This window comes from Corynebacterium sp. HMSC072A02 (assembly GCF_001810085.1).
GTDB lineage: Bacteria > Actinomycetota > Actinomycetes > Mycobacteriales > Mycobacteriaceae > Corynebacterium > Corynebacterium hesseae.
In genome coordinates this window covers 65,535-81,432 of the sequence record NZ_KV799862.1, presented here as the reverse complement: position 1 = coordinate 81,432, position 15,898 = coordinate 65,535, and the positions used below count along the sequence as shown (strand labels likewise).

Sequence of the window (15,898 nt, the reverse complement as noted above, 5' to 3'; positions counted from 1 at the left end):
GTCTTAGGAAGCCTGGCAGTTAGAGGGTGCGGGGACATCCTTGAAGCGATCGATCAGATAGTCCACGCCGCGCGGAACCGAGTTGATGATGCCAACGGCGTGGTTGGCCCCGGAGTGGGGAAGAACGTCGACGGGGTCGGCGGCGTCAAACTGGACGGTGCCGCCGAGTGAGCAGTAGCTACCGGCCATCGCGCGAGCTTGCTCGTAGGGGATGAGGTCATCGGTGGGGGAGTTCATGACCAACATCGGGGCGTTGAGGGCACGCTGGCCCAGTCGTTGCTCCGCAAGCATCTGGGCGGCAGCCGGTTTGCGGCGTACGAGTTCGCCGAAGGACTCCCCCGTCTTGGTCAGCTGGCTGGTGCGGGTAAAGCCCCACGTCGCAATCGAATCACCAATGCAGGCGTGGGCGGCGCTGGCGAGGAAGTGCATGCCGCGCGGGTTCATCTCGGTGACGACCTCGTTATAAAACTCAGGGCTGCGCTCCGCGTAGCCGTTGATGGCATAGCCCAACACGTGAACGATGGAGGAGCCATCGACCGCGTTCATGACCTCGAAAAGATCGGCCGGCGGGGCACCGGCGTAGGTGCCCTTGACGTTGAGCTCGGGTGCATAGGTTTCCGCGTACTCGGCTGCGGCCGCGGCCGCACCGCCTCCTTGGGAGTAGCCGGCAAAACCTACGGGGGCATCCATCGGCGCGTTCGCGTGGTGGAGGGTGGCACGGGCGGCGTCGAGAACCGCGTGTGCTTCCTCGATGTGGTTGACATAGGTGTGGTGACCTGGTGTGCCGAGTCCAACCAGGTCGGTCGTAACCACGCGCACGCCCTGCTGCGCGGCGTATTGGTACAGCGCGTACTCGTAGTTCATATTGAGCGTGACCTGATTGGCCGGTCCCAGCGCGACGTTGCCCACCGACTGCGTGGCATTGGACGGAGCGCACTGGTCGCCCGCGCCGCGGGTGCCGGGTGCGAAGATGATGGTGGGGCGCTCACCCGGGCCGCTCCAGGCAGCGGAAGGCTCGTAGATGACGCCGGTAACGGTGGTGGGGGAGCCGTCCATGAGCGTGGACTCATAGGAGATCTTCTCCGCAGTGACGCCGGAGACGCCTGCGAGGTGGTCAATCGGATGGGCGGAGGTCGGCGTGCCGGGTGTAGCCGATGCTGTGACGGGCAGCAGCGCAGAAGCCGCCAGCGTAAGGGCCGCCACGAGTGCGCGAGGAGAGATTAGATTCATGCCGTAAGGGTAATCGCTCTGTCGCCGGTGCGCAGCGACTTCGCTGCGCTGAGACGTCGCTGCGCTAAGCTAGCGCGCATGGGCATTTATTTTCGCAAGCGCAAGAAGACCGGAAAAAATAGCTGGATCAATCTCTCCGGCTCCGGTGCCTCGATGTCAACAAAGGTCGGTCCCGTGACCTTTAACTCCCGCGGCGGCATGTGGGTCAATCTTCCAGGTGGACTGAACTTCCGGGGGCGCTGGCGCTAATGACTTCTCACCCCAGCAGCGACTATGTCCGTATGGGGTACGAGGCCGACGTCGTCCTGCGCCTAGGCATGATGCTCATGGGTGCGGGAACGTCCGGCTACCGCGTGCTGCGCGGCATGAAACGTGCCGCCCGCGCGCTCGGCTTTGATCGGCTCGACGCCAACGTTGGCGTCACACAGATCACCTGTACGTTCCACCGTGGCCGCGACTTCCGCACGGTGGTGGCGCAACAGCATTCGCCGGCTGTCGACGCTTCCCGGATCGAAGCCCTTGAGGACCTGACCCACCACCGGCTGTACGCGGGCATCACGGCGGAAGAACTCACAAAGATGCTCGACGTCATCGAGGCCAACGTGGTCAAGCGGTGGAACCGCTGGCTCCTAGCTGCGGCGGCGTCCATTGCGTGCGCCTCTTTCGCGGTCCTGAACTTCTTTACGCCGCTGGCGATTCTGCTGGTAGCCCTCGCCGCCTTTTGTGGTCAGCTCACCCGCGCGGTTTTGCACGGCAAGCACGTCCACCAACTGGGGTGCATCGTGGCAGCCGGAACGGTGGCCAGCCTCGTGTACTTCTTCACCACCGAGGCCGTGGCCGCCGCCGGAGTGGCGGACCCGTCAGAGTTTTCCTCGGGCTACGTGGCCGCGGTGCTCTTCCTCATTCCCGGCTTCCCGTTGTTCTCCGCGCTCATTGACCTCGCGCGCTTCGACTTCGAGGCCGGGCTTTCCCGCCTGACCTATGCGCTGACGGTGATCACCGCCGCGACCTTTACCGTGGCGTTGGTCAGCTGGACCACGGAGCTAACTCCGGAACCGGGCATCCCCGACTATGCGCCGGTGTGGTACCTCGCCGCCGCGGCGGCCAGCTTCTTGGGCATTTCCGGATTCGCGTTCCTCTTTAATTCCTCGCGCCGCATGGTGCTCGTGGCGGCCGCGGTGGGCACGGTGGCCAACCTCGTTCGCCTTATCCTTATCGGGGTCGGGGCCACAAGCTACGTCGGCGCGTTCGCCGGCGGTCTCATCGTGGGGCTTTTGGGCGCGGTGGCCTCCAAGCGCGCGCATCTACCGCGCATCACCACGACGGTGCCGGCGTCCGTCATCATGATCCCGGGAACCTCCATGTTCCGCACGGTTTATCACCTTAATGTTGGCAACATGGACCAGGCGTTGAACAACTTCGCCACTGCCTCGATGGCCGTGGCGGCCATTGGTTGCGGGCTCATCCTCGCCCGCCTGCTGACTGACCGCGATTGGACCTTCGGTCACCTCATCGACTTCTCACACGTGCCTAGTGCGGCAGGTGAAACAGGCCCTGCTCGTTGATGTCCATCAACCCGTCCTCGAGTAGTGAGGCCTGCGCCCGCGAGCGCTGCGTCGCGTCCGGCCACACCGCATCCAGGTCGGCTTGGGGAACTGGGTGGGGTGAGCCTCGGAGGACGTCGAGAAGCAGCCCGCGCACCTGGCGGTCCGTGCCGGTGAACTTCTGCACGCGCTTCTTTGCCCGCGCTGCCTCTTCCTCGCTGGGTTCCGGACAGCCCGCGAGCTGCCACGCGCACGAGGCTTTGATGGGGCAGGCGGCGCAGTCGGGGTTCTTGGCCGTGCACACCAAGGCACCAAGTTCCATGAGTGCGGCGGAAAAACGCGGCCCATTTTCTTCCGGAAGCAGTGCTTCCACCTGTGCCAGCTCGCGTTTTGTGGGAGGCGGCGCGAGGAAGCGGCCCTCCTCGGCACGGGCATAGACGCGGCGCACGTTGGTATCCACCACCGGGACGTTGTAGCCAAAATGGAAGCACGCCACGGCGCGCGCGGTGTACTCACCGATCCCGGGCAACCCCAAGAGCTTGTCGACGTCCCCCGGAACCGCCCCCTCACCAATCTCCTTCGCGCACTCCCACAAGCGCAGCGCGCGGCGCGGGTAGCCCAGCTTTCCCCAGGCGCGCAGTACATCCGCTTTGGATGCCGCCGCGAGGTCGTGCGGGGTGGGCCAGCGGCGCATCCACTCCTCCCACTGTGGGGCCACGCGTGCGACGGGGGTCTGTTGGCTCATGACCTCGCTTAAGAGCACACCCCACGCCGAGGTACCCGGCCGGCGCCACGGCAGGGGGCGCTCATGGGCATCGAACCATTCCACGACAGCTTGGGTATCCATAGGCACCTCAGTGTAGGGCTCTGAGGGCTAAGCTAAGAAACATGCCTCTAGCTAAAGTTCCTCAAAATCCACAGAAAGTGTGGGAAGCCCTCCAGCAAGGTAATCAACGCCTCGTTACGGGCAACCTTATTGCCGTCAACCAGGACGCGAAGCTGCGCGCTGGCCTGACCCAGGGCCAGGATCCGCGCGTCATCGTATTGGCCTGTTCGGACTCCCGCGCGCCGATCGAGCACGTGTTCAACATTGGTTTCGGCGATGCCTTCGTCATCCGTACCGCGGGCCACATTTTGGACAGCGCGGTGATGGCCTCGCTGGATTATGCCTTAGAAAACCTCCACGCCAACCTGCTCGTTGTCATGGGGCATCAGTCCTGTGGTGCGGTGGGCGCGGCTAAGGACTTCCTGGATGGTGGCGAATTGCCCACGGGTCTGCAGCGCCCGATCATCGAGCAAGTTGCCGCGGCCTCGATGGTGGCCAAGCGTGATGGCCGCGAAGAGCGCGCTGACTTCGAGCGCGAAAACACCGCGCAGGTGGTTTCCCAGATCATCTCCGATATTCCGGCTGCACGCCGGCTTCTCGACGCCGGAACGCTCGGCATCGTCGGCCTGCGCTACCTCCTTGAGGATTCCAGCGTGGAAACCGTCGTCCTGCACGGAGTTCATTAGCCCCGGGCGCTGGGCGGGCCCCAAGCGCGTAGAAGCCGCTGCTCAAGACACGCGGCTTTGGGCTGGCCCGGGTTGGGCTTAAGTCCCCTTAAACTAAGACCTGTGACTGAGCCATCCCGTACCCCGAAGCAGCTGCCGCGAGAGATCTACGTGCGTCGTCGCGTCGCCGCACTCGTGGCGATCTTGGTACTCGTGGTTGTTCTTATCTTCGCTGCCACCGCGCTCTTTGGCGGTTCGAAGGAGGACTCGGCGGCCGAGTCGCAGCAGGCAGCGGCTTCGGATACCTTGGCCCCCTCGGAGAATACAACCTCCGCAGCGGAAACGGCGGAGTCCACCTCAGCCAAGGAATCCACTGAAGCGACGGGTTCGACGGAACCGGCTAAATCCGAGGCGGGCGAGTCCGGCAAGGAAGAACCAACGTCAGAGGCGAAGCCGGATGAGCTGACCGTGGACCCGTCCAAGACGACGTGCTCCCTCCAGGACCTCAAGGTGCTGGCTAAGACCAATGAGGACAGCGTCCCGGCCGGTAAGATGCCGACCTTCTACCTGGAGGTTTTTAACCCGACGACAAAGGATTGCTCCATCGACCTCGATGAAGAGCAGCTGCGCTTTGAGGTTTACAAGATGGGCTCTAACGAGCGCGTGTGGGCCGATACTGACTGCTATGCCTCTGTAGAAACTGGCAAGCAGACCTTCAAGTCCGGTGAGACCCGCTACTTCCAGGCGGATTGGTCCCGTAAGCGCTCCGAACCGGGCAAGTGCACCGAGCGTGAGGAAGCCGAGCCGGGTGCTTATTTCTTGCACTCCGTCATCGGTGAGAATTACTCCCCAGCGCTCCCGTTCAACCTGCTTTAACTGCGGCGATAGCTTCGCTCAGCGTTGCCGCTTGGCGCACCTGCATGCCGCCGCTGGTCTCCACCTTTCCGGGCGGGACGATGGCGTGGCGGTAGCCCAAGCGGGCAGCTTCTGACAAGCGGCGGTCTAAGTTGGGCACGCGGCGCACCTCGCCGGCGAGGCCGACCTCCCCGATGACAACGGTCTTCGGCGGAAGTGGTTGCTCGTGCAAGGAGGACCACGTGGCGAGTGCTACGGCAAGATCCGTGGCTGGTTCCTGAATCTTCATCCCTCCCACCGTGGCCACGTAGGCGTCCTTATCGTTGGTGCGCTCGCCCGCGCGGGCCTGCAGCACCGCGAGCACCATGGGGACGCGGTTGGCGTCGAGCCCCGTCACCACGCGCCGCGGGTTCTTGGCCACGGGATCGACGGTCAACGCTTGTACCTCGGCCAAGATGGGGCGCACACCATCCATGGCGACGGTCACCGCGGAGCCATCCGGGGTGCTGCCGCGGTGGGAGAGAAAGAGTCCGGAAGGATCCGCGACCTCCCTGATCCCGGCTGCGGTCTGCTCGAAGCAGCCCATCTCATCGGTAGCGCCAAAGCGGTTCTTCAGGCCGCGAAGCAGCCGCAGTGAGGATTGGCGGTCACCTTCAAAGTTCAAGACAACGTCCACGAGGTGCTCGAGCACGCGCGGACCGGCGACGTTGCCATCCTTGGTCACGTGCCCGACGAGGAGGATGGGGATGCCGGTGGTCTTGGCCAGTGTGGTCAGCGCGGCGGTCACCGCGCGCGACTGCGCGACACCACCGGCCACGCCTTCGACCCCAGCGGCGTGCATGGTTTGGACGGAGTCCACGATAAGCAGGCTGGGCTTAAGCTGCTCTACATGACTAAAGACGACGTCCAGGTTTGACTCGGCCGCAAGGTAGAGCGTCTCATGCAGCGCCCCGGTGCGCTCCGCGCGGGCGCGAACCTGCCCGGCGGATTCCTCCGCGGTGGCGTACAGGGCAGTGCGGCCCAACTGTGCCCAGCGGGAGGCTACCTCCAGCAGCAGGGTGGATTTGCCGACTCCCGGCTCTCCCGCCATGAGCACGACCGAACCAGGGACGATGCCGCGGCCGAGAACGCGGTCGAGCTCCCCGATGCCGGTATTGATGGCCTTCGTCGCTGATGCGCCGACCTTCGTTATCGGCACCGCCGGGCTCGTCGGAGTCAAGCCGGTGGGCCGCCGGCCAGACACGGCGGCTTGGGCGGCGGTACTGCTTTGAACCGCTGCGGTTTCCTGCAGCGTCCCCCACGAGCCACACTCAGGGCAGCGGCCAAGCCACTTGGGGGAGACGAAGCCACACTCAGAACACGTGTGGACGGGACGAACCTTTTTTGCCATGTCTCACACTCTAGTAAGCCGCGTGGACATCCAGTGTGCTCGTGAAATGAAGTAGGTCTTTCTTTCACTTACCGCGCGCGCTACTCATGAAGGCGTTACAGTGTTAAGCAGGTTACTCCAATGTGTGTGCCTGTCCCTCTTCATATCTGTCCGATTCTCTAGTAAGAAGGTAATTCTCATGAAGATTCGTCGCACTCTCGTTGCCGCTGGCGCTGCTGTTGCCATCGCTTTTGCTGGTACCCCGGCTGCTTCCGCAGCGCAGGCGCCGGAGCCGCTGGCTTCCGTTCTGACCCAGATTGCTAACACCGCTGGCTACGAGGCTCAGAACATCATCCTCGTCCCGGCTGCCCTGTCCTCCTTGGGCTTCCTGTCGAACCTGCTGTCCTAGTCCAGACCTCTCACACACAAACCTCACTATTCAAGGAGACAAAATGAAGATTCGTCGCACCCTCGTTGCCCTGGCCGCTGCTACCTCTCTGGCCGTTGCAGGCACCCCGGCCGCTTCTGCTGCTACCTACCCAGAGCCGCTGAACCAGGTTATGGATCAGATGGTTAAGGTCGGTGGCCCGCAGGCGCCGAACCTTCTTCTGGTTCCGGCTGCTCTGTCCTCCCTGGGCATCGTGAACTCCATCGTTGTGCTGGCTATGACCTCTTCTCAGGCCTAAGCACCTCACTGGCGCTGTAGAAAAGGCCACCGCGTGTATCTCATGCGGTGGCCTTTGTGCATCTACGGAAGCACTAATACGAAACGCAACCGCCCCAACTGACGGAGTTGAATCCCCTGATTCGAAGATCCGGGAAAACTTTGGCAGCTGGGGCGGTTGTGCTTTGAGGAGAAGGCCTACTTGTTCTCGGCGTAGCCTTCGGTGGACTGCGGGTCGCGGTCGAAGTCACCGGACTGCAGCGGGGAGGCGGACACGGTGGCATCAACCTCAATGGTGCCGGTGTTGAAGGTGAAGGTCACCGGGCGGGAGCCGCCGAAGGCGTAGTCCTCGTTCTCCAGGGAGGTGGTCACGTAAGTGATGTTCTTATCCTTGCCGTCCTTGGGGAGGCGGTCCAGGTTCGTCTGGGAATCAGCAAAGAGGGAATGATCGCGGGGGAGCGGCTCGACGCCCTCCAGAGGAACATCCTGGCCGTCGACGCTGACAGACTCGAGGACGACGTCGTTGACCTTGTAGCCCTGGTTGACGGCGACGAACTTGAGGGAGGTCTCACCGGTGTCCGGCTCAACCTGAATGGTGACGTCACGCACGGCCACCTTTCCATCTTCGGAGCTTGCGGATGCGCCGTCGACAGCAATCACCTTTTCCGCGGTCTGAGCAACATGACCGGCCGAGCAGGACGCCAAGGCCAGCGCGGAGAGGGCGGTAACTGACATGATGGCACCGCAGCGAGCGGCGGACTTCAGGGACTGCACTGTGAGTGTCCTCCATTGAATTGCGATCACAAAGCTTATCAACGCTTTAGCCTAGTACCTCTGGGGAGAAAGCACACAGTTTCCAGCAAACCCCTTGGGTAGACCGGGGGTAGCCGAGCTTTCTATGGGGCGTCACCGTGGTGTAAAGCGGCGGGCAGGCGGTACCCGGGCGGGGGAGCGGGGCACGATGGCTGCGTGCTAGAATAGATTCCCTGTATATGCGGCCCACCGAGAGTACGCCGAGAGCACACGATGGGCACCGTCTCAAAGGCTTCACAAGGAGTGGCAATGGAATTTAAGGTCGGAGAGGTCGTCGTCTACCCCCACCACGGCGCCGCCAAGATTACGGCGATTGAAACCCGGGAGATGGGCGGCGAGGAGCTCGAATACCTCGTTCTCCAAATCAACCAGTCCGACCTCGTGGTCCGCGTGCCTTCCAAGAACGTTGAGATGGTTGGCGTGCGCGATGTCGTGGGCAAGGAAGGCCTCGAGAAGGTCTTTTCCGTTCTGCGCGAAGTAGACGTTGAGGAAGCCGGCAACTGGTCCCGCCGCTACAAGGCCAACCAGGAGCGCCTCGCCTCCGGTGACATCAACAAGGTGGCCGAGGTTGTGCGTGACCTGTGGCGCCGCGACCAGGACCGCGGCCTGTCCGCTGGTGAGAAGCGCATGCTGGCCAAGGCCCGCCAGATTTTGGTCGGTGAGCTTTCCCTGGCCAAGCCGGTTGATGAGAAGAAGGCTGACACCATGATGGAGGAAATCAACGCCACCATCGAGCGTCACCGCGCCGCTGGCCTGGTGGATGACAAGTCCATTACGACCGACATTGACAATGACGTCGATCTCGATGACCTCTCCTTCGACGACGAAGACTAAGGACCAGTCCACCCCCCGCGTCATTGCTCTCGTCGCGGCCGCCGGGCAGGGCACACGCCTTGGCGCAGACGTTCCCAAGGCCTACGTGGAGCTGCGCGGGCGCACCCTCCTGGAGCGCTCCGTCCGGGCGATGATCACCTCCGAATTCGTTGATGAGATCATCGTGCTGGTCAGCCCGGCCATGGAAGATTATGCCTCCAGCATTCTCGGCCGCATCGACTCTGACGTACCCATTCGCATCGTCCACGGCGGTGGCGAGCGCGCCGATTCCGTCTGGGCGGGATTGCAAGCAATCCCGGAGGAGGACGCCGTGGTGCTCATCCACGACGCCGCCCGGGCATTGACGCCGCCGGGGATGATCGCGCGCGTCGCCAAGCGCGTGCTCGACGGCGCCACCGCAGTCATCCCGGTCCTTCCCGTAGCGGACACCATCAAAGAGGTAGAGGGCCAGACGGTGCTGTCCACCCCTGACCGTTCCCGTCTGCGCGCCGTGCAGACGCCGCAGGGTTTTAACTTGGCCGCGCTGCGCCGCGCCAACCTAGACTATTGGGCGCAGGACCCTGACTTCGTCGCCACCGATGACGCCAGCCTCATGGAATGGCACGGCGAGCGCGTGGAGACCGTGCAGGGAGATACCTTCGCCTTCAAGATCACCACCCCCATTGACCTCGTCCTGGCCAAGGCCGTGACGGATGAGGCCGAACCGACCATCTTCGAGGTGCCTAGTGACTAACCCGATTATCCCGCGCGTGGGAATCGCCACCGACGCCCACCAGATCGAGTCCGGAAAACCCTGCTGGATCGCAGGTCTCCTCTTCGAGGACGTGGATGGCTGCGAGGGCCACTCCGATGGTGACGTGGTGAGCCACGCGCTTGTCGACGCCTTGCTCTCCGCCTCCAACCTCGGCGACCTCGGCTCCTTCGTCGGCGTGGGCCGGCCAGAGTACGACGGGGTCTCCGGTGCCCAGTTGCTGCGCGAGTGCCGCGAGCTGCTAGAGAAGGAAGGCTTCATTATCGGCAACGCCGCCGCACAGTTGGTTGGGCAGAGCCCCAAGATGGGCCCGCGGCGGAAAGAGGCCGAGTCCGTGCTGAGCGACATCCTCGGCGCCCCTGTGTCTGTTTCGGCCACGACGACGGATCACCTTGGCTTCACCGGACGCAAGGAAGGCCGCGCAGCCGTGGCCACCGCCGTGGTCTGGCGCGCTCCCAATTCCTAACGTAAAGTCATCAGAAAAGGAGGACGCTGTGGCTTTGACAATGCGAATTACCAATACCGAGGCACTTCGTGCTCGGCACGACGAACTCCTGCACGCCTTGGAAGCTGCGGTTGGTGAAAACCTTAGCTCTGAAGATATGCGGATGCTTGCAGACTCCGGTCGCTTTTCGGAAGCAGAACGCGCTTTATATGACGAGCTCCGACGCGTCGAGCTTATGCTTTACCGTTAGCTCCGTGAACAGTTGCGTGCCTCCGTCGACGTGCTGGAGGCATCTGGCAAAGGGCGTCTGACAAAAGGCATCAATCAAATGGCGTTTTCACGGCTGAAAACGCCATTTATTCGTTACAGATGGCGTTTGGACCCAAAGATGCCTTGTGACAGATGCCTTTTACGGGACGCCTTCCTGTCTTAGGTCAATTGAGTGCGGAACAATCCCATCACGCTGCTGTAAGCCGCCAGGTATCAGTGTTAAAAATGACGTTGCTCATCCATCCGCGACCTAAATCGGGTTGAATGGACAGGCACTGCGCCCAGTCCTGCTCCGTGTGACTATCGGCCGTGGTGAAATCCTATCAAGGGGTCAATTAGACTGGGCCGGGTGAGTACTTTGCGCATTTTTGATACCGCCACCCGCAGCCAACGTGAGTTCGAGCCGGTTCGTCCCGGCCATGCGTCGATCTACCTGTGTGGTGCCACCCCGCAGTCCCAGCCGCACATTGGGCACCTGCGCTCCGGCGTTGCCTTTGACATCCTGCGTCGCTGGCTGCTTGCGCAGGGCTATGACGTGGCCTTGGTGCGCAACGTCACCGATATCGATGACAAGATCCTGACCAAGGCAGCCGAGAATAAGCGCCCTTGGTGGGAGTGGGTATCCACCTATGAGCGCGAGTTCACCAAGGCTTATAACACCCTGGGCGTTTTGCAGCCCTCCGTGGAGCCGCGCGCGACGGGCTTTGTGACGCAGATGGTGGAGTACATGCAACGGCTTATCGACGCCGGCTTCGCATATGCCGTGCCTGGCGAGGACGGTGCTGGTTCCGTCTACTTTGATGTCGCCGCGTGGAATGCCACGGAAGGCTCGGACTATGGCGCGTTATCTGGCAACCGCGTCGAGGATATGGAGCAGGGTGAGTCCGATGCCGTGGGCAAGCGCAGCCCGCAGGACTTCGCGCTGTGGAAGGCGGCTAAGCCGGGCGAACCGTCCTGGCCCACACCGTGGGGCAAGGGCCGCCCGGGCTGGCACCTTGAGTGCTCGGCCATGTCGACTTACTACCTAGGCGGCGAGTTCGATATCCACTGCGGTGGCTTGGACCTGCAGTTCCCGCACCACGAAAATGAGATCGCACAGTCCCATGCGGCGGGGGATAAGTTCGCCAACTACTGGATGCACAACCACTGGGTCACCATGGCCGGTGAGAAGATGTCGAAGTCCTTGGGCAACGTACTCTCCATTGCCAACATGCTGGAGATCGTCCGCCCGGTGGAGCTGCGCTACTACCTGGGTTCCGCGCACTACCGTTCGGTCCTCGAATACTCTGAGGCAGCGCTGACCGAGGCCGCGGCGGGCTACCGTCGTATTGAGGACTTTGTGGGCAAGTTCGAAGGCATCGAGAAGGGCCAGTGGACCGCGGCCTTCGAGGACGCAATGAACGATGACATTGCTGTCCCGAAGGCGCTGGCGGAAATCCACACCACGGTGCGCGCGGGCAATAAGGCGCTGGGAGAAGGCAACCGTGAGGAAGCCGAGCGCCTTGCCGGGGCGGTGCGCGCCATGGCTGCGGTTCTTGGCTTTGATCCACTCGATGAACAGTGGAAAGATAGTGGCGAAGAAAGCGGCGCTGATGCGGCATTGGACGTCCTCGTCCGAGCCGAGTTGGAGCGTCGCACTACCGCCCGCGCAGAAAAGGATTGGGCTACTGCGGACGCTGTGCGCGACCGCCTTGCAGCCGCGGGTATTACCATCACCGACACCGCCGACGGCCCCACCTGGTCCTTGGCGGATTAACGTCCTTGGCAAAGGCCTAGGACAGCACAGAAGCCGAGGACAACATAAGGAGAAGAATTATGGCACGTACCCATGGCCGCGGCGGCGCAGGTATCCGCAAGACGAATAAGAAGGGCGCTACGAAGGGCTCTGGCGGTCAGCGCCGCAAGGGCTTGGAAGGAAAGGGCCCGACGCCGAAGGCGGAGGACCGCGTCTACCACGCCAAGCACAAGGCGAAGCTGGAGCGCGAACGCCGCAACTCGGGCCGCCACCACAAGGAGACCGCGGAGATGGTCGTCGGCCGCAACCCGGTCATCGAGTGCCTCCACGCTAAGGTTCCGGCAACGTCGCTCTACATTGTGCAGGGAACGCGCAACGACGCCCGCCTGTCTGAGGCCGTAGCCATGTGCAATACCCGCAACATCCCGATTCTTGAGGTCCAGCGCCATGAGATGGACCGCATGACCGGAAACGGCATGCACCAGGGCATTGGTCTGCAGATCCCGCCGTACAAGTATGCCGACGTCCATGACCTGATGGATCGCGCACGCGATGCCCGAGAGCCCGGCATGTTCGTCATCCTCGACAACATCACCGACCCCCGCAACCTCGGCGCGGTCATCCGCTCCGTTGCCGCTTTTGGCGGCCATGGCGTCATCATTCCGGAGCGTCGCTCGGCCTCCGTTACCGCGGTGACCTGGCGTACCTCGGCAGGCACTGCCGCGCGCCTGCCAGTAGCTCGCGTGACCAACGTGACCCGCACGGTTCAGGAGTTCCAGAAGGCTGGCTACCAGGTCGTCGGCCTCGATGCGGGAGGCGAGCACACGCTCGACACCTACAACGGCGGCACCGACCCCGTCGTCATCGTCATCGGCTCTGAGGGCAAGGGCATCTCGCGCCTCGTCCGCGAGAACTGCGATGCCATCATGTCCATCCCCATGACCGACTGGGTTGAATCCCTCAACGCCTCCGTGGCGGCAGGTGCGGTCCTTTCGGAGTTCGCCCGCCAGCGCCGCGCGGCCCAGAAGTAGGCTCACGCTTTCGCCGCCATGTTCCTCACGAGTGTGCGTCCCGCCCCGGAGCTTATTGGGGAAGGACTGCCCGGCGTGCCGGAACACATGCGCCGCCTGGGCGTGCTCATCGCAGCGCTGCCCGGCGGCGCCTTGCGTTTGCCTACGCCCGTGACCGTCGTCGTGGGGGATAACGGCGCCGGAAAATCCACGCTGCTCGAGGCCATCGCCGTGGGGCTTGGCGTCAATCCCGAGGGCGGCTCGCGCCACGCCCGGTTTGCCACCGGCGACGAGGACTATCCCGAGTGGCTCATCTGCTCGCGGGCGCACAACCCGCGCGACGTGTACTTCTTGCGCGGCGAGACCTTCCTCAACTTGAGCGAGTATCACCACCAGATCCACAGCCCGGAGAATCCCGATCCGCTCAGTGACCTGCCGTTTCTCAGCCACGGCCAGGGTCTGCTCGCCCTCGTCGAGAGACGCTTCCATTCTGACGGAATGATCATTCTCGACGAGCCGGAAGACGGCTTGTCCTATCCCCGGCAGGTCGAGGTTGTCACGCAGCTCGAGCGCCTCGCCGCCCAGGGCGCGCAGGTCATCCTCGCGACGCACTCGCCAGTCTTCCTCAGCATGCAAGGCGCGACCGTCTACGCGTTCGGCGACAAGGGGATTGCGCCCGTCGCTCCCGAAGCGACGGAAGCTGTCCACGCCGCGCGCGAGTTCCTTGCCGATCCATTGGGAACCGCCGCGTTTCTTATTGGGGAGGGCGAATGAGAGACTTCTATGTCGACGCCTATGCCGCGCTGGACGGCGGCCACGGACCTGAGTGGGTGTCCTCCGTTCCTGGTTTCGTGGCGCTGCGACGCCAAGGACTGGACCTGCGTGCGCCGGTGACCGTGCTGACCGGGGACAACGGGGTAGGAAAGTCGACGCTCGCCGAGGGCATTGCCTTCGAGTACGGCTTTCCTGAGCGCGGTGGGATATGGGGTGTGCAGCGCTCCGCCGGTCCCATCAATCCCCTCCGGAGGTGGGCGAGCCTGCGGCTAGGTACCGCGCCCAAGGACGGCTACTTCCTGCGAGCGGAGGCGCACTACAACGTTGGTTCGACCGCGATGTCGCATGGCGAGTCCGTCATGGACGTCGTGCAGCGTTCCTTTGATGGGCGCGGGCTCTACATCCTCGACGAGCCGGAATCTGGGCTTTCGCTCGTGCGGCAGATGACGCTCATGGCGGAAATCCATCGCGCCGCGGAGGCGGGTGCGCAGTTCATCGTGGTGACGCACTCACCGATTGTGGCAGCCATCCCCGGTGCGCGGATTGTTGAAATTACAGAAGATGGGTTCTTCCTTGAGCTGCGCGACGTGACACAGACGCTGGCGTTTCAGTCGTTGCGTGAGTTTCTCTACGCCTCCGGATGCTAGATTCAGGGCCGAGAAAGCTGGATGGCGATCTTTACTTCTTGGTTGCTGGCCAGTACTTCACATCTTGAACATTCAGATTGCGTGCGTGTGCCGAATACAAGGTTCTGGAGGATTGGGGTTCCACGGCTTAGAGACGAGGACAACTCGGTCCTTTGCCTGCCGTTTTCACCTTGTACAGATTCAGCTGCGGGTAACTTGAAGAATCTTCGCCAGCAAACCGTGACATCGAGAGTACATACATGCACAGACGTGTGCAACATCACGCTGGGACGTAATAATTCTCTAGATAACAACGGGTCGCAAGTGTGATTAGTCAGTACGCGAGAAAAGAAAACCTACGCGATGGAACGCGACCTCTACGCGATCGTCAACGACATTGCCGACCACTACAACAAGGTTCACTGAATGATGAACTGAAGGATCTTTTATCCCTTGTAGGCCTTTCATTGCACCACAGTGTTTCCTGCGAGCATGCTTCGCTCGGTATGAAACAGCGTCTAGGAATCGCCAAAGCACTGGTCGGTAATCCACAATTATTGCTTCTCGACGCTCACCTACGAACGGCCTCGACCCGAGGTTGGGGCTGAGTGGAGTGAGACACGATGGGGCGCACGTGCAGTCTAGAGCCCGAAGAATTCCTCCACGAGCTCGGCAGCGATGAAGGAATCCGTGTTTTTACCCAGGCGTGGGTCCAGCTCGTTGCCCGACGGGATGACGTGGCCCATGCCCTCGACGCTCACGAGCTCGACCGGCGCGCCGGTGGCGTCTGCCGGCTCCCAGCGGTCGACAACGGTGTCGGGGAAAAGGTGGGTGCGCTCTGGGCCGGCGGCATGGTTGAGCTCCGCGAAGCGTGCGGCGTTCTCCTGCGCGCCGGTGACGGCACCGCGGGTGCGCTTCGGGTCAATGCCCGCCGTTCCGCCCGTATAGGGCGCGAGCCGGTCGCCCGTGCCGTGGACGAACATGACCGGGGTGGGTTGGTACGCCGAGTCCGGATTGGTGGGCGCATGGTTGGCGCCGGCGCCGAGAGTGGAGGCGAAGATGCAGGCGGCATCGGCAAGCCCGGGGGCGTCGAAGAGCAAGCGGATAACCATCTGCCCGCCGTTGGAGAAGCCGCAGAGGAACACGCGGCTAATCTCCTGCTCCGCGCGCAGCTCGTCGAGGATGGCGCGCGTGAAGGCGACGTCATCGATGCCCAGCTCGCGCGCGGCGACGGGCAGGGTGGCGCGGGCATCGTTAAAGTGCTGTTCCACGCCGGTGGGGTAGACCGCAAGCATGCCGTGGCGGGTGGCGAGGTCATCGAACGTGCCGTTAGTGAAGCGGCGGATGACGTTCGCGGATTGCAGGGAGCCGTGGAAGAACAGGAGGAGGTCTCTCTGGCGCTCGACGTCATCATTCGGGCGGTACACGAGGTACGTGCGGGTGCGGTCTTGTAATTCGAGGCTACGGCGTTCCAAAGTCACGCATCT

At 62.9% G+C, this 15,898-nt stretch carries 20 protein-coding genes; 15 read left to right on the top strand and 5 right to left on the bottom strand.

Annotated elements, in window-relative coordinates; all coding sequences use genetic code 11:
- Positions 1 to 3: 3 nt before the first annotated feature.
- Positions 4 to 1,230, bottom strand: coding sequence for a lipase family protein (locus HMPREF2698_RS09680; RefSeq protein ID WP_070564081.1), 1,227 nt, complete (start codon positions 1,228 to 1,230; stop codon positions 4 to 6).
- 78 nt (positions 1,231 to 1,308) lie between these two features.
- Between HMPREF2698_RS09680 and HMPREF2698_RS12995 the strand changes: the two genes are divergently transcribed.
- Both HMPREF2698_RS12995 and HMPREF2698_RS09675 read left to right on the top strand, forming a co-directional pair.
- Positions 1,309 to 1,479 carry a DUF4236 domain-containing protein gene (locus tag HMPREF2698_RS12995; protein ID WP_083299135.1) on the top strand — a complete coding sequence of 57 codons (171 nt, stop codon included), beginning with the start codon at positions 1,309 to 1,311 and terminating at the stop codon, positions 1,477 to 1,479.
- Entirely contained in the window at positions 1,479 to 2,795 is a 1,317-nt protein-coding gene (locus HMPREF2698_RS09675; RefSeq protein WP_070532280.1) for a threonine/serine exporter family protein, read from the top strand. Before HMPREF2698_RS12995 ends, HMPREF2698_RS09675 begins: the two co-directional genes overlap by 1 nt.
- Here HMPREF2698_RS09675 and HMPREF2698_RS09670 read toward each other — a convergent pair.
- Entirely contained in the window at positions 2,761 to 3,621 is an 861-nt protein-coding gene (locus HMPREF2698_RS09670; RefSeq protein ID WP_070564078.1) for an HhH-GPD family protein, read from the bottom strand. The two genes, HMPREF2698_RS09675 and HMPREF2698_RS09670, sit on opposite strands and share 35 nt — an antisense overlap.
- 41 nt (positions 3,622 to 3,662) lie before the next feature.
- Here HMPREF2698_RS09670 and HMPREF2698_RS09665 point away from each other — a divergent pair, with 41 nt between their 5' ends.
- Together HMPREF2698_RS09665 and HMPREF2698_RS09660 are read left to right on the top strand one after the other, a co-directional pair.
- Positions 3,663 to 4,286, top strand: a complete 624-nt coding sequence (locus tag HMPREF2698_RS09665) for a carbonic anhydrase (RefSeq protein ID WP_070522781.1) — start codon at positions 3,663 to 3,665, stop codon at positions 4,284 to 4,286.
- A 102-nt stretch (positions 4,287 to 4,388) separates the two neighbouring features.
- Positions 4,389 to 5,141 (top strand): hypothetical protein, encoded by a 753-nt coding sequence (locus tag HMPREF2698_RS09660; protein WP_070564075.1) that lies wholly within the window; start codon positions 4,389 to 4,391, stop codon positions 5,139 to 5,141.
- Here HMPREF2698_RS09660 and radA read toward each other — a convergent pair.
- Positions 5,128 to 6,510 carry a DNA repair protein RadA gene (radA, locus tag HMPREF2698_RS09655; protein WP_070564072.1) on the bottom strand — a complete coding sequence of 461 codons (1,383 nt, stop codon included), beginning with the start codon at positions 6,508 to 6,510 and terminating at the stop codon, positions 5,128 to 5,130. The two genes, HMPREF2698_RS09660 and radA, sit on opposite strands and share 14 nt — an antisense overlap.
- Before the next feature lie 178 nt (positions 6,511 to 6,688).
- Here radA and HMPREF2698_RS09650 point away from each other — a divergent pair, with 178 nt between their 5' ends.
- Both HMPREF2698_RS09650 and HMPREF2698_RS09645 read left to right on the top strand, forming a co-directional pair.
- On the top strand, positions 6,689 to 6,898 hold the full coding sequence (locus tag HMPREF2698_RS09650) for a hypothetical protein (RefSeq protein ID WP_070532290.1): 210 nt from the start codon (positions 6,689 to 6,691) through the stop codon (positions 6,896 to 6,898).
- A gap of 43 nt (positions 6,899 to 6,941) precedes the next feature.
- Positions 6,942 to 7,175, top strand: a complete 234-nt coding sequence (locus HMPREF2698_RS09645) for a hypothetical protein (protein WP_070564069.1) — start codon at positions 6,942 to 6,944, stop codon at positions 7,173 to 7,175.
- A 176-nt stretch (positions 7,176 to 7,351) separates the two neighbouring features.
- Here HMPREF2698_RS09645 and HMPREF2698_RS09640 read toward each other — a convergent pair whose 3' ends face one another.
- Positions 7,352 to 7,927, bottom strand: a complete 576-nt coding sequence (locus tag HMPREF2698_RS09640; protein WP_070564066.1) for a hypothetical protein — start codon at positions 7,925 to 7,927, stop codon at positions 7,352 to 7,354.
- A 288-nt stretch (positions 7,928 to 8,215) separates the two neighbouring features.
- Here HMPREF2698_RS09640 and HMPREF2698_RS09635 point away from each other — a divergent pair, with 288 nt between their 5' ends.
- The 9 genes from HMPREF2698_RS09635 (at position 8,216) to HMPREF2698_RS12990 (ending at position 15,019) form a co-directional block, all read left to right on the top strand.
- Positions 8,216 to 8,800, top strand: coding sequence for a CarD family transcriptional regulator (locus HMPREF2698_RS09635; protein WP_070522798.1), 585 nt, complete (start codon positions 8,216 to 8,218; stop codon positions 8,798 to 8,800).
- Positions 8,772 to 9,533, top strand: coding sequence for a 2-C-methyl-D-erythritol 4-phosphate cytidylyltransferase (gene ispD, locus HMPREF2698_RS09630; RefSeq protein WP_070564062.1), 762 nt, complete (start codon positions 8,772 to 8,774; stop codon positions 9,531 to 9,533). The genes HMPREF2698_RS09635 and ispD overlap by 29 nt, the downstream gene beginning before the upstream one ends.
- Positions 9,526 to 10,017, top strand: coding sequence for a 2-C-methyl-D-erythritol 2,4-cyclodiphosphate synthase (ispF, locus tag HMPREF2698_RS09625; RefSeq protein ID WP_070564059.1), 492 nt, complete (start codon positions 9,526 to 9,528; stop codon positions 10,015 to 10,017). The genes ispD and ispF overlap by 8 nt, the downstream gene beginning before the upstream one ends.
- Before the next feature lie 28 nt (positions 10,018 to 10,045).
- Positions 10,046 to 10,246: a hypothetical protein gene (locus HMPREF2698_RS09620; RefSeq protein ID WP_141748942.1), complete on the top strand. Its 201-nt coding sequence runs from the start codon at positions 10,046 to 10,048 to the stop codon at positions 10,244 to 10,246.
- A 369-nt stretch (positions 10,247 to 10,615) separates the two neighbouring features.
- On the top strand, positions 10,616 to 12,022 hold the full coding sequence (gene cysS, locus HMPREF2698_RS09615) for a cysteine--tRNA ligase (RefSeq protein ID WP_070564054.1): 1,407 nt from the start codon (positions 10,616 to 10,618) through the stop codon (positions 12,020 to 12,022).
- Between the two features lie 59 nt (positions 12,023 to 12,081).
- Entirely contained in the window at positions 12,082 to 13,032 is a 951-nt protein-coding gene (gene rlmB, locus HMPREF2698_RS09610; RefSeq protein ID WP_070564051.1) for a 23S rRNA (guanosine(2251)-2'-O)-methyltransferase RlmB, read from the top strand.
- An 18-nt stretch (positions 13,033 to 13,050) separates the two neighbouring features.
- Positions 13,051 to 13,785, top strand: coding sequence for an AAA family ATPase (locus tag HMPREF2698_RS09605; RefSeq protein WP_010188884.1), 735 nt, complete (start codon positions 13,051 to 13,053; stop codon positions 13,783 to 13,785).
- Positions 13,782 to 14,432: an AAA family ATPase gene (locus tag HMPREF2698_RS09600; RefSeq protein ID WP_010188886.1), complete on the top strand. Its 651-nt coding sequence runs from the start codon at positions 13,782 to 13,784 to the stop codon at positions 14,430 to 14,432. Before HMPREF2698_RS09605 ends, HMPREF2698_RS09600 begins: the two co-directional genes overlap by 4 nt.
- Before the next feature lie 305 nt (positions 14,433 to 14,737).
- Positions 14,738 to 15,019 (top strand): ATP-binding cassette domain-containing protein, encoded by a 282-nt coding sequence (locus HMPREF2698_RS12990; RefSeq protein WP_080550367.1) that lies wholly within the window; start codon positions 14,738 to 14,740, stop codon positions 15,017 to 15,019.
- A gap of 33 nt (positions 15,020 to 15,052) precedes the next feature.
- Here the strand turns inward: HMPREF2698_RS12990 and HMPREF2698_RS09595 are convergent, their stop codons facing one another.
- Positions 15,053 to 15,892: a CE1 family esterase gene (locus HMPREF2698_RS09595; protein ID WP_070522820.1), complete on the bottom strand. Its 840-nt coding sequence runs from the start codon at positions 15,890 to 15,892 to the stop codon at positions 15,053 to 15,055.
- Between the last annotated feature and the right edge of the window lie 6 nt (positions 15,893 to 15,898).